Source organism: Nonomuraea sp. AD125B, from assembly GCF_041402765.1.
In the GTDB taxonomy this organism is placed as follows: Bacteria; Actinomycetota; Actinomycetes; order Streptosporangiales; family Streptosporangiaceae; genus Nonomuraea; species Nonomuraea bangladeshensis.
The window spans coordinates 24,371-41,432 of sequence record NZ_JBGLOU010000010.1 but is presented as its reverse complement, the minus strand read 5'-3'; the positions used below and the strand labels follow the sequence as shown (position 1 = coordinate 41,432).

16 protein-coding genes are annotated in these 17,062 nt (G+C 71.1%); 5 read left to right on the top strand and 11 right to left on the bottom strand.

What is annotated here, in order from left to right; all coding sequences use genetic code 11:
* The first annotated feature begins 40 nt into the window (after nucleotides 1-40).
* Entirely contained in the window at nucleotides 41-514 is a 474-nt protein-coding gene (locus ACBR40_RS25820) for a hypothetical protein (RefSeq protein WP_344206342.1), read from the top strand.
* Here the strand turns inward: ACBR40_RS25820 and ACBR40_RS25815 are convergent.
* From ACBR40_RS25815 to ACBR40_RS25770, 10 genes are all read right to left on the bottom strand, one after another.
* Nucleotides 511-1,476, bottom strand: coding sequence for a helix-turn-helix domain-containing protein (locus ACBR40_RS25815; protein ID WP_344206340.1), 966 nt, complete (start codon nucleotides 1,474-1,476; stop codon nucleotides 511-513). The genes ACBR40_RS25820 and ACBR40_RS25815 overlap by 4 nt on opposite strands.
* Nucleotides 1,477-1,527: 51 nt before the next feature.
* Nucleotides 1,528-2,247, bottom strand: coding sequence for an SDR family NAD(P)-dependent oxidoreductase (locus ACBR40_RS25810; RefSeq protein ID WP_371250403.1), 720 nt, complete (start codon nucleotides 2,245-2,247; stop codon nucleotides 1,528-1,530).
* Entirely contained in the window at nucleotides 2,244-3,299 is a 1,056-nt protein-coding gene (locus tag ACBR40_RS25805) for a 2,3-butanediol dehydrogenase (RefSeq protein WP_371250402.1), read from the bottom strand. The genes ACBR40_RS25810 and ACBR40_RS25805 overlap by 4 nt, the downstream gene beginning before the upstream one ends.
* Nucleotides 3,296-4,573, bottom strand: a complete 1,278-nt coding sequence (locus ACBR40_RS25800; protein ID WP_371250401.1) for an MFS transporter — start codon at nucleotides 4,571-4,573, stop codon at nucleotides 3,296-3,298. The genes ACBR40_RS25805 and ACBR40_RS25800 overlap by 4 nt, the downstream gene beginning before the upstream one ends.
* 33 nt (nucleotides 4,574-4,606) lie before the next feature.
* On the bottom strand, nucleotides 4,607-5,140 hold the full coding sequence (locus ACBR40_RS25795; protein WP_344206335.1) for a 2,4'-dihydroxyacetophenone dioxygenase family protein: 534 nt from the start codon (nucleotides 5,138-5,140) through the stop codon (nucleotides 4,607-4,609).
* Nucleotides 5,141-5,255: 115 nt separating this feature from the next.
* Complete coding sequence (locus ACBR40_RS25790) at nucleotides 5,256-7,202, bottom strand: ABC transporter ATP-binding protein/permease (RefSeq protein WP_371250400.1); 1,947 nt, start codon at nucleotides 7,200-7,202, stop codon at nucleotides 5,256-5,258.
* A gap of 84 nt (nucleotides 7,203-7,286) precedes the next feature.
* On the bottom strand, nucleotides 7,287-7,763 hold the full coding sequence (locus ACBR40_RS25785; RefSeq protein WP_344206332.1) for a (2Fe-2S)-binding protein: 477 nt from the start codon (nucleotides 7,761-7,763) through the stop codon (nucleotides 7,287-7,289).
* A gap of 17 nt (nucleotides 7,764-7,780) precedes the next feature.
* Nucleotides 7,781-10,090 carry a molybdopterin cofactor-binding domain-containing protein gene (locus ACBR40_RS25780; protein ID WP_371250399.1) on the bottom strand — a complete coding sequence of 770 codons (2,310 nt, stop codon included), beginning with the start codon at nucleotides 10,088-10,090 and terminating at the stop codon, nucleotides 7,781-7,783.
* Complete coding sequence (locus ACBR40_RS25775) at nucleotides 10,087-11,295, bottom strand: oxygenase MpaB family protein (protein ID WP_344206327.1); 1,209 nt, start codon at nucleotides 11,293-11,295, stop codon at nucleotides 10,087-10,089. Before ACBR40_RS25775 ends, ACBR40_RS25780 begins: the two co-directional genes overlap by 4 nt.
* Nucleotides 11,296-11,325: 30 nt before the next feature.
* Complete coding sequence (locus ACBR40_RS25770; protein ID WP_371250398.1) at nucleotides 11,326-12,540, bottom strand: oxygenase MpaB family protein; 1,215 nt, start codon at nucleotides 12,538-12,540, stop codon at nucleotides 11,326-11,328.
* Between the two features lie 159 nt (nucleotides 12,541-12,699).
* Here ACBR40_RS25770 and ACBR40_RS25765 point away from each other — a divergent pair, with 159 nt between their 5' ends.
* Nucleotides 12,700-13,380 carry a TetR family transcriptional regulator gene (locus ACBR40_RS25765; RefSeq protein ID WP_344206324.1) on the top strand — a complete coding sequence of 227 codons (681 nt, stop codon included), beginning with the start codon at nucleotides 12,700-12,702 and terminating at the stop codon, nucleotides 13,378-13,380.
* 258 nt (nucleotides 13,381-13,638) lie between these two features.
* Nucleotides 13,639-14,055, top strand: a complete 417-nt coding sequence (locus ACBR40_RS25760) for a winged helix-turn-helix domain-containing protein (protein WP_344206322.1) — start codon at nucleotides 13,639-13,641, stop codon at nucleotides 14,053-14,055.
* Nucleotides 14,056-14,216: 161 nt separating this feature from the next.
* Here ACBR40_RS25760 and ACBR40_RS25755 read toward each other — a convergent pair whose 3' ends face one another.
* On the bottom strand, nucleotides 14,217-15,080 hold the full coding sequence (locus ACBR40_RS25755; protein ID WP_344206321.1) for an SDR family oxidoreductase: 864 nt from the start codon (nucleotides 15,078-15,080) through the stop codon (nucleotides 14,217-14,219).
* A 154-nt stretch (nucleotides 15,081-15,234) separates the two neighbouring features.
* Between ACBR40_RS25755 and ACBR40_RS25750 the strand changes: the two genes are divergently transcribed.
* Both ACBR40_RS25750 and ACBR40_RS25745 read left to right on the top strand, forming a co-directional pair.
* On the top strand, nucleotides 15,235-15,639 hold the full coding sequence (locus tag ACBR40_RS25750; protein WP_371250397.1) for a winged helix-turn-helix transcriptional regulator: 405 nt from the start codon (nucleotides 15,235-15,237) through the stop codon (nucleotides 15,637-15,639).
* 459 nt (nucleotides 15,640-16,098) lie between these two features.
* Nucleotides 16,099-17,025, top strand: coding sequence for an arabinan endo-1,5-alpha-L-arabinosidase (locus tag ACBR40_RS25745; protein ID WP_371250396.1), 927 nt, complete (start codon nucleotides 16,099-16,101; stop codon nucleotides 17,023-17,025).
* The last annotated feature ends 37 nt before the right edge of the window (nucleotides 17,026-17,062 follow it).

The window sequence follows — 17,062 nt, the reverse complement described above, 5'->3', positions numbered from 1 at the left end:
CCCGCCCCGGCCGGCGCTCCTCCGTGAGAGGCTACGGCGCATGAGGCGAAGATCATCCGCCGTCCTGGCCGTCGCCCTGCTCGCGGCGAACGCCGTCGCCGCGACCGGCTGCGCCGCGTGCACCGTCGTCAAGGGCCCGCCCGTGAGCCCGCCGGCGGCCGGCGCGCCCGCCGACGCCGTGGTCCGGGCCTACCTGGCGGGCATCAGGGCACGCGACGCCGAGGTGGTCCGGGCCGTGACCGCGCCGTCCTTCCACCAGCGCTACCACGACTACTGGAGTGACCCGATCAGGAGCTGGATCGACGTGCGGGTGTCCGAGGTCGGCGCGCCGGCTCCCGACACGTACGGGCCCGGCGGCTATCGGCAGGTGCGGCGGGTCTTCGTGACCGTCGACGTCCGCCGCTGCGACGAGGAGCCGCCGAACGACGACCCGCACTACCCGTACACCTTCCTCCTCGGCAGGCAGTCGGACGCCGCCCCGTGGAAGATCATCGACATGGGCGGGCTGGGCTAGCGCGTCACCTCCGCGCGGGCCTCGCTCGGGGTGAGGCCGAAACGGGAGCGGAAGAGCCGGGCGAAGTGCGCCTGGCTGGAGAACCCCCACCGGTGCGCGACGTCGGCGATCGTCGTCTCCCGCGCCCCGGGCCCGGTGAGCTCCTGGTGCGCCCTGGCCAGGCGCCGCTCCGTGATGTGCCGGGCCGGGGTGCGCCCGGTCGGCTCGAAGATGCGCGCCAGGTGCCGTACGGAGATGCCCATGACCCCCGCCACCTGCGCGGCCCCAAGGCAGGGATCGTGCAGGTGACGTTCGATGTAGTCCTCGGCGACGATGAGCTGCGAGCGGTAGGAGTCGGGCCGGGGCCGCCCGCCGGTGCGCTCCTCGGCGAGCTGCCTGAGCAGGTCGAGCACGGTCCGCTCGGCGCCCGCGGGGTCGTGGTCGCCGCGCAGCGCGGTCAGCCCGCCGAGCAGGGAGCCGAGCGCGGCCACGAGCGCGCCCTCCCGCGCCGTGCCGCGCCCGAACAGCATCGGCCCCGGCAGCCCGCCGCCCACGCACGTCCGCGCGAACAGCTCGCGCGGCACGTCCACGAGGATCTGCCGCATCGAGGAGGAGAACCCGAACAGGTAGGGCCGGCGCGTGTCGTAGACGACGAGCTCGCCCGCCGTGGCCGAGAGGCAGCCGTTCTCGTGCAGGAACACGGCCTCGCCCTTGAGCAGCAGGGTCGCGAACACCGAGTCCTTGGGCGCCGACCTGACGGTCTGCGGGCTGCGCTCGATCGCGTGGGCGTTGCCGGTGATGTCGGCGAGCCGCAGCCCGCCCAGCTCGATGTTGGTCTGCCTGGCCAGCAGGCCCTGCTCCGAGTACGAGGTGCAGGACAGGCCGACCAGCGCCTTGCGGTTGTAGTCCTCCCAGTAACCGATGCGCTCGGCGGGTTCGAGGTGCTCGGTGGTGGCCTGGGAGATCACGGAGAGGGCGGACATGCGACCTCCTGATGTTCGTGCATGTCAGGGGGGCTTCAGCTTAGGCGAACGTCATCCGGCCAGGTAGCCTCCGTCGACGGGGACGACCGCGCCGGTGACGTACGACGCCGCCGCCGAGCACAGGAACGCGACCACCGTGGCGACCTCGCGCGGCCGGCCGAGCCGCCCGGCCGGGATGCGGGCCAGCACCTGGGCCTTGGCCTCGGGGTCGTCGAGCACGCCCCGCGCGAGCGGCGTGACCACGAAACCGGGCGCGACGGCGTTGACCCTGATGCCGTCGGCGGCGTACTCGGCCGCCAGCGACTTCGTGAGCTGCGAGACGCCGCCCTTGCTGGCGCTGTAGGCGGGCCGGTCCCTGCTGCCGGAGAAGGCGAACATGGACGAGACGTTGACGACGGCGCCGCCGTTCTCGGCCAGGGCCGGGCGGGCGGCCTGGCAGGCGACCATGGTCGCGGTCAGGTTGATCTCGATGACCCGCTGCCAGCGCGCGAGGTCGTACTCCTCGCGGTCGTGGCTGACGCCCGCGCAGTTGACCAGGGCGGCCAGCAGCTCCCCCGCCGACAGCAGATCGGCCAGCCCCGCCCGGTCCAGGACGTCGTGCTCGACGACGCGGACGCGGGGGTGGTCCGGCAGGTCGGCGGGGTCGGCGGGCGGCAGGCCGAGCGCGGTCACCTCGGCGCCCAGCTCGGCGAGGAGCACGGCCGTGGCCGCGCCGATGCCGGACGTGCCGCCGGTCACGAACGCCCGCCTGCCCGCGAACTCCCCGCTCATGGCCGCTCCCCCGGTCGTACCAGCACCTTGACCTCCTGCTCCGGTCCGCGCAGCAGCGCCTCGAATCCGTCCCTGACCACGTGTTCCAGGGGGATGACGGAGGTGACGACGGCGCTCAGGTCCTCGCCCTCCTCGGCGACCATCCGGATCAGCTCCGGATAGACGTCGCGGTATCCCACGCTGGTCATGATCGTCTGCTCGTCGTTCACCAGGGCGAAGGCGTCCAGTGTGACGGCGCCGGTCAGCCCGAGGAACATCACCCGCCCGCCGCGCCGGGTGGCCGCCAGGGAGGCCCGCAGGGTGTCCGGCGAGCCGACCGCCTCGAACGTCACGTCCGCGCCCTCGTCGCCCTCGTCGCCCACGAGGCCGGCGAGGTCGGGGCCGGTCGCGGAGGCGCCCAGGCGGAGGGCCAACTCGCGGCGGGCCGCGGACCGGTCGGCGGCGACCACGCGGCCCCCGTGACGGGCCGCGTTCCGGGCCGCGAACCTGGTGACGAGCAGCCCGATCGGGCCGAGCCCGAGCACCGCGACGCTCTCGCCGGGCCGGATCGCGGCCCGGCGCACCGCGTGCAGGGCGACGGCGGCCGGCTCGAACACCGCCGCCTGCTCCAGGGAGACCTCCTCGGGCAGCCGGTGCAGCATGTACGCCGGCACGGTGGCCCGCTCGGCCAGCCCGCCGTGCCCCATGAGCCCGGCGAACCCGAAGTGCCGGCAGATGTTGTACTCCCCCGCCAGGCAGCGCGGGCAGCGTCCGCACCGGTAGTGGGGCTCCACCGCCACCCGGTCGCCGGGGGCGAGGCCGGTGACGCCGTCGCCGGTCTCGCTGACGGTCCCGCAGAACTCGTGGCCGAGGACGAGCGGCGCGGCCACGCCGGACTCCGGGTGCGGGTCGCCGACGGGGACGGCGTGCGGGCCGTCGGCGTACTCGTGCAGGTCGCTGCCGCAGATCCCGCAGTAGGCCACCTCGATCGTCACCTCGCCGGGGCCGGGCGGCCGGACCGGGACGTCCTCGACGCGGACGTCCCTGGCCCCGTGCCAGACAGCCGCCCTCATGCCGCGCTCCCGTCCGGCACGGCGGCGGCGCGGCGGCGCAGCACGGCGGGAGCGGTCTCCTTCAGCGCGAAGCAGAGCGCCACCACGGCCACGGCGCCGCCCGCGGCGATGAACATGGCGGCCTGCAGCCCCCACTGGTCGGAGGCCCAGCCCGCGACCATCGGCCCGAGGAACCCGCCGGCCAGCTCGCCCACGCCCATGATCACGCCCAGCGCCGTGGCCAGCGCCGCGCGGGGCACCGTCTCGGCCGGGATCGTGGCCATGAACAGCGTGAAGCAGCCGAGCCCGGTGTAGGTGACCACCATGATCGCGCCGAGCAGCACAGGGCTCTCGACGTAGACGACGGCGAGCGGGCAGCACACCGCGAGCACCGTGAACCCGATGAGCGCCGGCTTGCGCCCGATCCGGTCGGAGATGGCCGGGGTCGCGAACCCCCACAGCACCCACGCCACGCCCAGGCAGGTCATGACGCCGCTCATGGTGCCGGGGTCGAAGCCCTTGACCTCGGTCAGGTACGTCGGGGTGAAGGTGATGATGGTGACGAACCAGGTGAGGTAGCAGCAGGCGATGAGCATGCAGACGACGATGTTGCGCAGCCTGAGCACCTCGCGCAGCGGCACCTTGACCGCCGCCGCCCGCTGCTCCTGAGAAGCCTCGGCGAGCGTACGCGGCGACTTCTCGCGGACGAACCGCCAGATGAGCGCGGCGACGACCAGGCCGGGGATGATCGTGACGTAGAACGCGACCCGCCAGTTCCAGGTCTCCGCGATCCACACCACGACCAGCGGCGCCACGATGCCGCCGAGCAGCCCCGCCGACGAGCCCTGGAGCAGGCCCATGTTGAAGCCCCGGCGGCTCTCCCTCGACGCCTCGACCATGAGCGACTGCGCCATCGGCAGCACCGCGCCCTCGGCCGTGCCCATGAGCGCCCGCGCCGCGAGCAGCCCGGCGAAGCCGCCCATCAGCCCGGACGAGGCGGAGAACAGCGAGAACAGCACCACGGCCGCGACCAGGATCGGCTTGCGCCGGCCGAGCGCGTCCGACAGGCGGCCGGCGAACATGCCGGCCAGCGCCCAGGTGAGCGCGAGCACGCCGGACAGCGTGCCGAGCTGGGCGTTGGTCAGGCCGAACTCCGCGTCCATGTACGGCGCCAGGAACGACAGCGCCTGACGGTCGAAGAAGACGAACCCGAACGACAGGAAGAGGATGACGAGGAGGCGGTTCTCGTACCGGTCGGCCGCTCGGGAGCCGGCCGCGACGGTGGTGTCGGTCATGACGATCTCACTTAGGGGGTGTGCGCCGGGGGCTCAGCGGAACAGGGAGTTGACGTAGTCGGCGCCGATCCCGACCTTCTCGTAGTGCTCGCGGCACATCTTGATGTAGTCGTGGACGTCGAAGAACCCGTCGGGCTCGCCGTTCTCGTCCAGCCAGATGAGCGGGCCCTTGACGATGAAGAACGTCTTCATCGGCTCGCCGCTGTCGTAGGCGACCAGCGTGTGGCCCTCGCCCGGGGCCTCGTAGACGAAGTCGCCCGCGGTGGCCGTCCAGGGCCGCTCCAGGTAGCCCCACTTGCCGGAGATCGTGTACGCGAACACCTCGTGCGGGTGGTAGTGCCGGTTGACCAGCCCCGCCTCCTTGGCCCGCAGGATGTCGGCCCAGCTGTTGTCCTTGACGTTGATCCACAGCGGCCGGGAGCCGACGGTGTCGGTGAACGGCACGTAGTAGCGGTCGTCGTCGGTGGCGACGTCGGACAGGTAGACCTCGGGGAGGGCGTCGGGCCGGAAGGAGTTCTCGATCGGCCTGAGGTCCTTCCAGAACTCACCGGTGGGCATGTCGGGCATGTGAACGGCCCCTTTCGTGTCGTGTTTCCCGGAAGTGAATCCCGGAGGGGCCGACGCCGTCTTTCCCGAAGCAGACCTCACCACTTGCAGATTTCGGACATTCCTCCCTGCTTGATCACGGGTGGGCCGGGCTGGAGGGCCGGCCGAGGGAGTCGCCGTCGTCGGCGCTCACCGGCGTGACGTGCCACTCGCCGTCGCCGAGCAGCCGGAGCTCCTGGGCGTGGTGCCGGTCGACGGTCGAGCGGTGGCTGACGCTGACCACGATCGTGCCGGGCAGCCGGGTCCGCACCAGCCGGTAGAGAAGGAGCTCCAGGCCCTCGTCCAGCGCCGAGGTCGCCTCGTCGAGGAAGACCACCTTCGGCCCGGTCAGCAGGATCCGGGCGAACGCGACCCGCTGCTGCTCCCCCGGTGAGAGGATCTTGGCCCAGTCCTGCACCTCGTCGAGCCGGTCGGCGAGGTGCGGCAGCGCGACGTCGCGCAGGGCGGCGCGCAGGGTCTCGTCGTCGGTGCTGCCCTCCTTGCCCGGATAGGTGACGACGGCGCGCAGGTCGCCGAGCGGCACGTACGGCAGCTGCGACAGGAACATGGTCTCGTTGGCCCCGCCGGGGCGGGTCAGCGTGCCGCTGGTGAACGGCCACAGCTCGGCGAGGCTGCGCAGCAGCGTGGTCTTGCCGGTGCCGGACGCCCCCGTGACGACCAGCGTGTCGCCCTCCTCCAGCCGCAGGTCGAGCGGGTCGATGAGCTGCCGCCCGTCCGGCGTGCGGACCTCGACGGCCGTCAGCTCGACCTCGGCGCCGGCGCTCGGCCGGGTCGTCACCTCCGGCAGCGCCCTGGCCTCCTCGTTGGCGACGACCAGGCCGTGCAGCCGGATGATCGCCGCCCGGTAGCCGGCGAAGGCGTCGTAGGCGTTGCGGAAGAACGACAGGCCGCTCTGGATCTCGTTGAACGCCGACGCCGACTGCGTGAGGTCGCCGAGGCGGATCTCGGCGGCGAACAGCCGCGGCGCCTGGAGCACGTAGGGCAGGGGCACGATGCTCTGGCTGATCGCGAGGTTCCAGCCGTTGAAGCCGATGGTGCGGTTCAGGTAGCGCTTGTAGTTGGCGACGACGGGGGCGAACAGCCGCCGCAGCCCCGTGCGCTCGGCGACCTCGCCGCGGTAGAACGCGACCGCCTCGGCGGCGTCGCGCAGGCGGACCAGGGCGTAGCGGAAGGCGGCGTTGTACTTCTCGTTCCTGAAGGCCAGCCAGATGATCGGCCGGCCGATCCAGAACGCGACGACGGAGGCGAACAGGACGTAGACCAGCCCGATCCAGAACATCGCCCGCGGGATCTCCAGCCCGAACAGGACGAGCCTGCCCGACAGGTGCCACAGGATCGCGGTGAACGACACGATCGAGATGACCGCCGAGATCGCGCCGAACAGCAGCGTCCCGGCCGTCCCTCCGTTGCTGGGCAGGTTGGGCAGCGGCCCGTAGCCGGCGGTGAGCACGTCGATGTCGGACTGGATGCGCTGGTCGGGGTTGTCGATCGTGTCGTCGATGAAGCGCGACCGGTAGTAGGCCTTCCCGTCGAGCCAGTCGCCGGTGAGCCGGTCGGTGAGCCAGGCCCGCCAGGCCAGCACGAACCGCTGGAGCAGGAACAGGTCCAGCAGCAGCCGGGCGATGTGGATGGCCGCGAGGACGCAGAAGACCCAGAGCGACGTCCAGAAGCCCTGCTCGCCGGAGCCGCGCACCGGGGCCTTGCCGGTGGCGATGCCCTGGACCGCGACCTGGAGGCTGGAGAGCATGTCGTTGCCCTGATAGCTGAACAGCACGTCCAGCCGGACGCCGGTGACCACCGACAGCAGCAGGGCGCCGAGCCCGAGCCAGACCTTGACGCTGTCGCGGCCGGTGAAGTACGCGCCGGTGATGCGCCAGAACTGCCGTCCCCACGTGGTGGTGAGGCCGATGAGGACGAGGACGCCGAGCGTGCACACCGCGGCGATCGCCCAGGCCTTGGCGATCCACAGCAGCGAGATCCAGAGCTCGGAGCTCCAGTCGAGCGTCGGGGTGAACAACTCCATTCCGGAAACGTATACGCACGGAGAGTGACGGGCGCGCGGAAAAGCCCAACTCGCGGCAGGAGTCGCCCAGCCGGTCCTCTGCCGTCACATGTTCTCCGCGCCCTTCCTGATGGCCTGGCGGATGCGGACGTAGGTGCCGCAGCGGCAGATGTTGCGGATGCCGTCGAGGTCGGCGTCGGTGATCGTACGGCCCTCCGCGGCCACCCGGTTGACCAGCGCCACGGCGGCCATGATCTGGCCGGGCTGGCAGTAGCCGCACTGCGCGACGTCGTGCTCCAGCCAGGCCCGCTGCATGGGGTGCAGCTCCTGGCCGACCGTGGCGGGCAGGCCCTCGATGGTGGTGACCTCGTCGGTCGGCCGCAGGTCCTTGACGGGGATGGCGCAGGGGTTGACCGCCTTGCCGTTGAGGTGGCTGGTGCAGGCCTTGCAGACGTTGATGCCGCAGCCGTACTTCGGGCCGGTGATGCCGAGGACGTCGCGCAGCACCCACAGCAGGCGTACGTCGTCGGCGACGTCCACGGTGACCTGCTCGCCGTTGACGCGGAAGGTGTGTTCGGGCACTCCTGGGGCTCCTCGGTTCAGCGGGCGTGGTCGAGGCCGTCGGTCGGGGACGGCGGGACCGGCGGGACGGTGGGCTTGGGGGTGAAGGAGAGCGTGCCGTGGTTGATCGGGAACGTGGTGGGCATCGTGCCGGTCGCGCGGCCGTAGGCGCAGGCGACGGCGGCCATCGACGCGGCCACCCCCAGCTCCCCCGCGCCGCCCGGCTGCTCGGACGTGCTGGGCATGACGATGACCTGGAGGTCGAGCGGGGTGTTCCACTGCCGGGTGTAGAAGTAGTTGTCCCAGCTCGCCTCCAGGAAGTAGCCGTCGCGCAGGTGCAGGCTGGAGGTGAGGGCCAGCGCGATGCCGTCGGAGACGCCGCCCATCATCTGCGCCTCCAGCCCGCGCGGGTTGACGGCGAGCCCGACGTCCACGGCGAAGACGACCTTGGTGACGCGGGGTCCTGTCACGGCGTCGCGGACGGTCCTGTTGACGGTCTCGGGCCGGCAGTCGATCTCCACGAGGCAGGCGCTGACCGATTTGTACTCGGCGTGGAAGGCGATGCCCTGCGCGGTGCCCGGCGCCATCGCGCGGCCCCAGCCGCCCGCCTCGGCCGCCCGCGCCAGCACCGCCCGCGCGCGGTCGTCGCGCAGGAAGGAGTGCCGGAACCGGTACGGGTCCTTGCCCATCCGCGCCGCGAGCTGGTCCACGACGAGCTCGCGGGCGCAGGTGACGTCGGGCGAGTAGACGTTGCGCATGCTGCCGGTGTTGAAGTCCTTGTCGGTCTCGGCGAGCAGGTGGCTGGCGGCGCCGAAGTCGTACGACATGGCCTGGCTGAGGTGGAAGAACGTCTGGGAGAAGCCGACGTCGCCGACGGGGAGCCGGGCGGCCAGGGCCGTGAAGATCTCGCCGAGCCCGTGGCCGAGGTCGGTGGAGACGCTGGTGTGCCGCTGCTTGTAGCTGAGCACCGTCTGGCCGAGGTAGGCGGCCCGGACCCGTGAGGTGGCCATCGGGTGCACGCGGCCCTGGCGGGCGTCGTCGGCGCGGTGCCACATGAGCTTGACCGGCTTGCCGATCTTCTGCGACACCTCGGCGGCCTCCAGCGCGGCGTCGAAGAAGAGCTTGCGGCCGAAGGAGCCGCCGCCCTCGGTGACGTGCACGGTGACCTTGCCGACGGGCAGGCCGAGCTTGGCGGCGATGGCCTGCTGGGCGACGATCGGCGACTTCAGGGCCGACCAGATCTCGGCGCGGCCGGGCCGTACGTCGGCGATCGCGCAGTTGGGCTCCAGCGCGCTGTTGCCGCGGAAGTGGAAGGTGAACGTGGCCTCGACGGTCGGCGTCGGCGGCCTGAGCCCGAGCGGCAGCTCCGCGGCGGCCAGCTCGCGCAGCACGCTCTCGTCGGACTTGCCGGCCGCGGTGCCGGGCTTCCAGGTGACCCGCAGGGCGCGTACGGCGTCGATGCACTGTCCGAACGTCTCGGCGCGCACCGCCACGCCGGTGGCGATGACGACGGCGTCGGTGACGCCCGGCATGGCGCGGACCTCGGCGAGGTTGCTCACGGATGCGACCTTGCCGTTGATGGTCGGCGCGCGGCAGACCATGGTCGGCTTGGCGTCCGGCACGTCGAGGTCCATGGTGAACTTCTTGCGCCCGGTCACCGCGGCCAGCGCGTCGACCCGGTTGTGGGGCCGGCCGATGACGGTGAAGCCGGCGCGCGGCGCGAGCTCCACGCTGACCTGCCGGGTGCGGCTGCTCGCGGCCTTGGCGGCGAGCGCGCCGATGTCGAGCCGGTGGCCGGACGGGCCGACGACCGCTCCGCCCTCCAGTCTCAGCTCGCCGGCGGGCGTCCCGAGCTCGGCCGCCGCGGCCTCCAGCAGCCGCAGCCGGGCGACGGAGGCGGCGACCCGGATCGGCGTGTACGTCGAGACGGTCGTGTTCGAGCCGCCGGTGAGCTGGTTGAACAGCAGCTCCGGCCGGGCGTCGGCGAGCGTGACGCGGACCCGCTCCAGGGGCACGGCCAGCTCCTCGGCGATCAGCATGGCCGTGGAGGTGGTGATGCCCTGCCCGACCTCGGCGCGCGGCAGCGCGAAGGAGACCATGCCGTCCGCGCCGACCTCGACCGAGATCAGGTTCGAGGTCGGCAGGGCGGCCGCGGTCATGACGTCGTTGAGGTCGATGAGCTCGGTGAGGTCGGGCGAGGGCAGCCCGGCCGCCGCCGCGGTCTCCGGGGAGACAGCGGCGGCGGAGGCTGAGGGAACGATCTCGGCGGCGGCCACCAGGGTCGGCGCCGCCACCACGTAGCCGAGGAACCGGCGGCGCCCGATGGCCTCGTCGGCCGGTCCGGTCATGTTCCGGGGCGGTTGGTCGTCGGGATCTCGATCTTGGTCTCCTTGCCCTTGGTGAGGAAGAACAGGATGTACTGCCGTACGGCCTCGTCGATGACCCAGGCGATCGAGGGCACCAGCGGCAGCGGGATGAGCCCTTCGCGGAACCTGACCAGCTTCGGCCAGGCGGAGCTGATCAGCGGGTCCCACACCGGCTCGCGCCGGATGCCGTCCCAGTCGGCCACCTGGTCGCCGACGAGGTAGCGGGCGAGCGCGTTGCACAGCGGCCGGCTGACGCTGCCGGGGCTCGTCTGCTCGGCGAGCTGGCCCAGCAGGATGTCGGTCAGCTCCACGCCCTCGGGCGTCGGGCCCATGTTGCGGGGCAGGATCTGGTCGGACTGGGCGTTGGCGGCGTCCCAGGTCATCGGGATGTACTCGTCCCTGATGCCGAGCATGTGCGCGGTCACCTGCCACACGTGCAGGTACGCCGCCGACTCTGCGGGCTTGATCGGCACCTGCCATTCGAGCATCTTGCGCATGGCGTAGGTCGGCAGGGTGTGCCAGGTGACGAGCATGTCCTCCTGGCTGATGGGGATGTCGCCGCCCCAGTGCGGCGACTGCTGGAGCAGGTGCCGCACCGCCGCGTGCACCAGCCGGGTCTTGACGGACTGGACGATGCACGTGCCGTCGGGCCGGTAGGCGTTGAGCGCCCCGACGGCGAAGCCCAGGAGGCTCGTCTTGGCGACGCGGTCCTCCATGTCGGCCCCGCCCTTGGAGTAGTAGACGGCGCGGGCCTCCTTGGGGATCGCGGTGCTCAGCATGCCGCCGCCGACGCCGTTGAGCAGGTTGAGGTAGAGGCCGCGCGACTTGTTGAAAGTGGCCGCGGTCTCCAGTTTGGCGCGGTCCGCCCACGGCGGCAGTTGCCTGGCCTTCTCGATGAAGGCGACGAGGTCGGCGGGCAGACCGTCGGGCAGGGGCTGGTCGTTGCGGTTCCAGTCCCAGAGCAGCCGGTTGACCTCGGGGACGGCGCCGCGGTCGAGCAGCGAGGCGACGAGCGGGTCGGCCTCCTCGTCCCAGACCCAGCGCGGGTCGAGGCCCGCTCCGGCGCCCGCGACCGAGCCCGCAGGCGACCAGGTCCACGCGTGCGCCGGGCTCGCGATGCTCAGGGCGCCCATCGCCCCGAGGGCGCCACCCGTGATCAGCATCTTGCGCCTGCTCAGATCCGCCATGGGCGGGAGCTCCTTTCCTCGGTCCTCACCTCAGGAGGGGCGGTTGCTGTCCGGGATCTCGATGCTGATCGGCCGCGCCTCGGACAGGAAGAGCAGGGCCGCCTTGCGGAGGAACTCGTCGAAGAGCCAGTACGCCTCGGGCGCCAGCGGGAACGGCAGCAGGCCCTCGCGGACGGCGATGAAGGGCCCCCAGGCGACCTTGAGCAACGGGTCCCAGATGGGCTCGCGGCCGATCTTCAGCCAGCCCGCGATCTGGTCGCCCAGCATGAAGCGGGTGAACGCGCCGAGAATGGGCTTGCTGAGGATGCCCGCGTCGACGGACGAGCCGAGGTTGAGCAGGATGTCGGCGAGCTTGATGCCCTCGGGCGTCGGCGCCAGGATCGGGGTGAGCACCTGCGCGGCCTGGCTGTTGGCCTCGGCCCAGGAGGCGGGGATGTACTCGTCCTTGATGCCGAGCATGTGCGCGCCCACCTGCCAGGAGTGCAGGAACGCCGCGGACTCGTTGGACGGGATGGGCACCTTCCAGGCGACCAGCTTCTGCATGACGGTCGTGGGCAGGCTGTGCCAGGTGACCATCATGTCGCGCTGGCTGATGGGGATCTCCTCGTCGGCGACCTGCGACCAGTAGGGCGACTGCGGCAGCAGGTGCCGCACCGCCGCGTGCACCAGCCGGGTCTTGACGGCCGTGACGATCATCTCGCCGTCGGGGCGGTAGGCGTTGTTGGAGCCGATGTCGTAGCCGAGCTTGGCGGTCTTGGAGATGCGGTCCTTCATGTCGGCGCCGCCCTGCGAGTAGTAGACCGCGCGCGCCTCCTTGGGGATGACCGTGCTCATCATGCCGCTGGCCAGGCCGTACAGGACGCCCAGGTAGAGCCCGCGTTTCTTGTTGAACTCGACGGCGAGGTCGAGTTTGCCCTGGTCCGCCCACGAGGGCAGCTGCCGGGCGCGCTCCATGAAGTCGCGCAGGTCCGCGGGAAGGCCGGCCGGGAGCGGCTGGCCGTTCTTGGTCCAGGTGCGCAGCAGCGTGTTGACCCGGGTGACGTCGCCGCGGTCGAGCAGCGAGGCGACGAGCGGGTCGGCCTCCTCGTCCCAGACCCAGCGCGGGTCGAGGCCCGCTCCGGTGCCGGCCACCGATCCGGTGGGCGACCAGGTCCACGCGTGTGCCGGGCTCGCGATGCTGAGCGCGCCCACCGCGCCGAGCGCGCCACCCGCTTTCAGAATGTTGCGCCGGCTGAGTCCGTCCATTGCCGCTGTTCCTCCTTCTCCCGAGGCCGGGGGGAGTGCCTTCTGATACGGTGAAACAACGTACGATTCTGCGTATCATCAGAGCACACCGTGACGGACATCACAAGACCGCGACCGCGGCTGTTGGCGCGTGAGGCAGAATCAGGACAGGAGGTGATCGTGGAATCTGTGCTGTCCGGCCTCTCGACGCCGTCCGAGTCGGAGTCGTTGCTGGAGCGCGCCTACCTTGATGCGGTCGAGCAGGTCGGCGACACCGACGAGCTGCGCGGGCGCATCCTCGACGCGGCCTACGAGCAGTTCAGCCGCATGGGCATCCGCCGCTCCACGATGGAGGACGTCGCCCGGCGGGCGAAGGTCTCGCGGATCACCGTCTACCGGCGTTTCGCCACCAAGGACGCGCTGGTCGAGGACGTGGTGCGGCGCGAGTTCCGCCGCTACTTCGACCAGTTCCTCATCGACATCGAGCGCGCCGGCACCCCCGCCGAGCGGGTGGTCCTGGGCTTCGTGAGCTCCATGCGCGCGATCCGCGGCAACCCGCTGATCGGCGGGCTGATCGACGTGGAGCCCGACCTGCTGGTCCCCTCCATGGTCAGCGACGGGGGACGGACGCTCGCCGTCGTCCGGCAGTTCGTCGCCGGCCAGCTCCGCCGCGAGCAGCGCGCCGGGAACGTGCGCGCCGACCTCGACATCGATCTCGTGGCCGAGCTCATGGTCCGGGTGTCGGCCTCCTTCCTGGCGATCCCCAGCGAGATCGTCGACCTCGACGACGACGCGCAGCTCGCCTCCGTGGCCCGACGCTTCCTCGTCCCGATGCTGCAACCGCCACCCGACGGGGAGTGACGCGAGCGGCCCCGCCATGAAAGTTGGGTGCACCTCTTCCTTGGACTCGGCTACTCAGCCGGGATTTGACCCCTGAAGATCGATAACTGAAGAAGGTGCCCCAGGTCAGATCTGAAAATCGCACGGAACGGACGAGGCCATCCGCGCCGCCCGCGCCACCGCCCGCGACCGCACCTGGCACCGGCTTTCACCCGATGACCGCCATCGCCGACCAACCGGCTCGCCCTGGCCCAGTTCCCCGAGCACCCGCGCCAGGATGTGCTCATCGGCACCGACTCCGGTGGCGGCACCCGCGAGTTCCTGAACTGGCTCACCCGCCCCGGATGCTGGCTGAAATGCTCCATCGGCTTCACCATCACCGACGACATCGCCGCTGCACGCCGACCGCCGGCGACGCACCGCCGCCGCGCCCGAGCCGAGGACCGCTTCCGCTCCGCCGAGGACACCGGCAAGACGGTGATCGGTCGGCGCTTTCACAGGGCCTGCATGATCCAGGGCGTGCGGAAACTGCTGGCGCGTAACGGCTGGTCCTGGCAGGTCCCGGGCCGACGGGCCGTGGAGCGGGACGACGGGGTGGTGGCCGGGTGGGCCAAGGAGGTGTGGCCCTGCGCGGAAGACTCGCGGCGGCCCGTGGAGCCTGGCTCGTCTTCGAGGACGGAGCCGGATTCTCCATAACGTCGCCGCACGCGAAGACCTGGTCACAGCGCGGCCGGACCCCGGTGGTGCGGGTCCGCGGCCGCTCCCGCAGACGGATCTCCATCGCCGCGCTGACCTGCTACAAACCCCCCTGGCAATCAGACCCACCTGAGCAACCCGGCCACATCACGAGTTCAACGTCAGTAATGCAGGGCGGCCGCGAGTGCCTCGGCCAGGGTCACGGGCGGGCGGCCGATCAGGCGGCGCAAGTCGCCAGAGTCGGTGTACATCTCGCCGCGGCCCATACCGCGGTCAGCGTCAGCGAGGACCTCCGCCAGCTCGGCGGGTAGGCCCGCGGCGTCCAGCACCTGGGCGAAGTCGGCCACCGGGAGGTCAGCGTAGGTAACCTGCTTTCCGGCCGCAGCGGAGATCGCGGCGGCGAGCTCAGTCAGGGTGAAGGATTCGTCGCCGCCGAGCTCGTACACGGCGCCGGTGTGGCCTTCAGCGGTGAGGACGACCGCTGCGGCCTCGGCGTAGTCGGCGCGGGACGCGGCGCTGATCCGCCCCTCGCCTGCGGCGCCGACGACCGCGCCGTTCCGCAGGATCTGCGGCAGTTGGCTGGTGTAGTTCTCCAAGTACCAGCCGTTGCGCAGCAGCACGCTGGGGATTCCGCGGTCCCGCAGATACGCCTCGGTCTCGCTGTGCGTGGCACCGATGACGGTGGTGGCCGTGTCCGCGTGCGTCGTGCTCGTGTACGCCACCAGCGACACGCCTGCGGATGCCGCGGCGTCGATCACGCGGCGATGGTTGGCGACCCGCTCGCCCACGGGGACCGAGGCCGAGATCAGCAGCAGCCTGTCCGCCCCCGCGAATGCCTCGGCCAGGCCGTCCGTGTCCGCGAAGTCGGCGCGGCGTACCGTGATGCCTCGGTCGGCCAAATCCTTGATCCCGGCGATGTCCCGGCCGGTCGCGATGATGTCCGCGGCCGGGATCCCGCGCCGCAGCAGTGCCTCGACGGTGAGCCTGCCCAGCTGGCCAGTGGCTCCAGTGACGACGATCGGCATGATGGTCATTCCTTCCTTCCGCGCGTGCCTCGCACGCCTGCCGCGGTCCGCCCCGCCGCGGGATAGAACACAGAATGACCTGGACACTCTCTGTTGGGGAGTAGCCACTTCTTGGTAGGGTACTTACCGCAGCGAAAGCATTGAGGTGAGCCATATGGCTGCTGTCAAGAATGTGACCGGGCACACGCCGTCATTCGATCCGTACGAGCGCGGCTGCCCGTCGCGGGACCTGCTCGACCACATCGGCAGCAAGTGGGCGGTCCTCGTGCTGGGCGAACTCGGCCGGAACGGGACCTCCCGGTTCGGTCATCTCCGGCAGGCGCTGGCGGGCGTGAGCGAGAAGATGCTCACCCAGACGCTGCGCACCCTCGAACGCGACGGGCTGGTCAGCCGGACCGTCTACCCAGAGGTGCCGCCGCACGTGGAGTATGAGCTGACCGCGCTCGGCCAGACGCTACGAGAACCGCTGAAGGCGCTCACGGAGTGGTCCGTGCTGCACATCGAAGAAGTCATCACCGCCCGCGAAGAGTACGACGACCGCACTGAGCACACCAGGTAATCAGCGGCGGCCAGCGGTCTGGTCATAGACGGCCGCCTCACCGAGACCGGCCCGACGATCAGACCCACCTAAGCCACCCGGCGACATCACGCGTTCAACCTCAGTAACGGCGGATCCGATGATCAAGGAAGAGACGCTCGATGTCCGAGACCGCCGTGGAATCCGGTGGTCATCTCGCGAGCCACCGGTTCGGCTATTTCCGCCCGCAATGAGCCCACCATCACTACCGCGCCACCGAGGGAGAGCCGCATTCATGAAACTTTCGGCCCGCGCGCGGCGGGCCGTACCCGGCGTGACCTGAGGCGAGGGGCCGTCCGGGCGGGGCGGCCGGGTCCGCTGGATTGACCGCGCCCGGCGAGGCTCCTAGCGTCGGCCCTGCCCCCGGACCTCATACAGATGGGTGGAGTCATGAAGACCGCTCAGTCAATCCGGCGCGGAATGTTAGCGCTAACATCGGTGGTGGCGTTGCTGCTCGGGCTCGCCCCGGCCGGGTACGCCGCCGCCTACCCCGGCCCCGGCGTGGTGACCGGCGACATCGGGGTGCACGATCCCTCGGTGGCCCGCCGGCCCGGTGGCGGCTACCTGCTCGCGCACACCGGCGACAACATCGCGCTGAAGACCTCGACCGACCGCACCGCCTGGCGCAACGCCGGGGTCGTGTTCCCGAACGGAGCGCCCTGGACGACCTCCTACACCGGCGGCAGCCGGAACCTGTGGGCGCCGGACATCTCCTACCGCAACGGTAAGTACTACCTGTACTACTCGGCGTCCACCTTCGGCTCGAACAACTCGGCGATCTTCCTGGCCACCAGCACCACCGGCGCGTCCGGCTCGTGGACGAACAACGGGCTGGTCATCTCCACCAGTTCCTCCAGCACCTACAACGCGATCGACCCCAACCTGCTCGTGGACGACCAGGGGCGCTGGTGGCTGAGCTTCGGCTCGTTCTGGACCGGCATCAAGCTGATCCAGCTCGACCCGGCCACCGGCAAACGGCTCGACAACACCGTACGCGGCATCGCCCAGCGGCCCGGCAGCACCGCGATCGAGGCGCCGTACATCTACAAGCACGGCGGCTACTACTACCTGTGGGTGTCCTTCGACGCCTGCTGCCGCGGCGCGGCCAGCACGTACCGGGTCATGGTGGGCCGTTCGACGAGCGTCACCGGGCCCTATCTCGACCGCAACGGCGTGGCGATGACCTCGGGCGGCGGCACCCAGGTGCTGGCCGGGCACGACTCGGTGCACGGGCCTGGCCACCAGGCGGTCTTCGGTGACGTCGACGGCGACATCCTCGTCTACCACTACTACGCCGACAACGGGACGGCGCTGCTCGGCATCAACAAGATCGGCTACGACGCGGCCGGCTGGCCGTACGTCTACTGATTCTGAGGGCAGGCGGGGCGGTTTGTCCCCGTTAGTA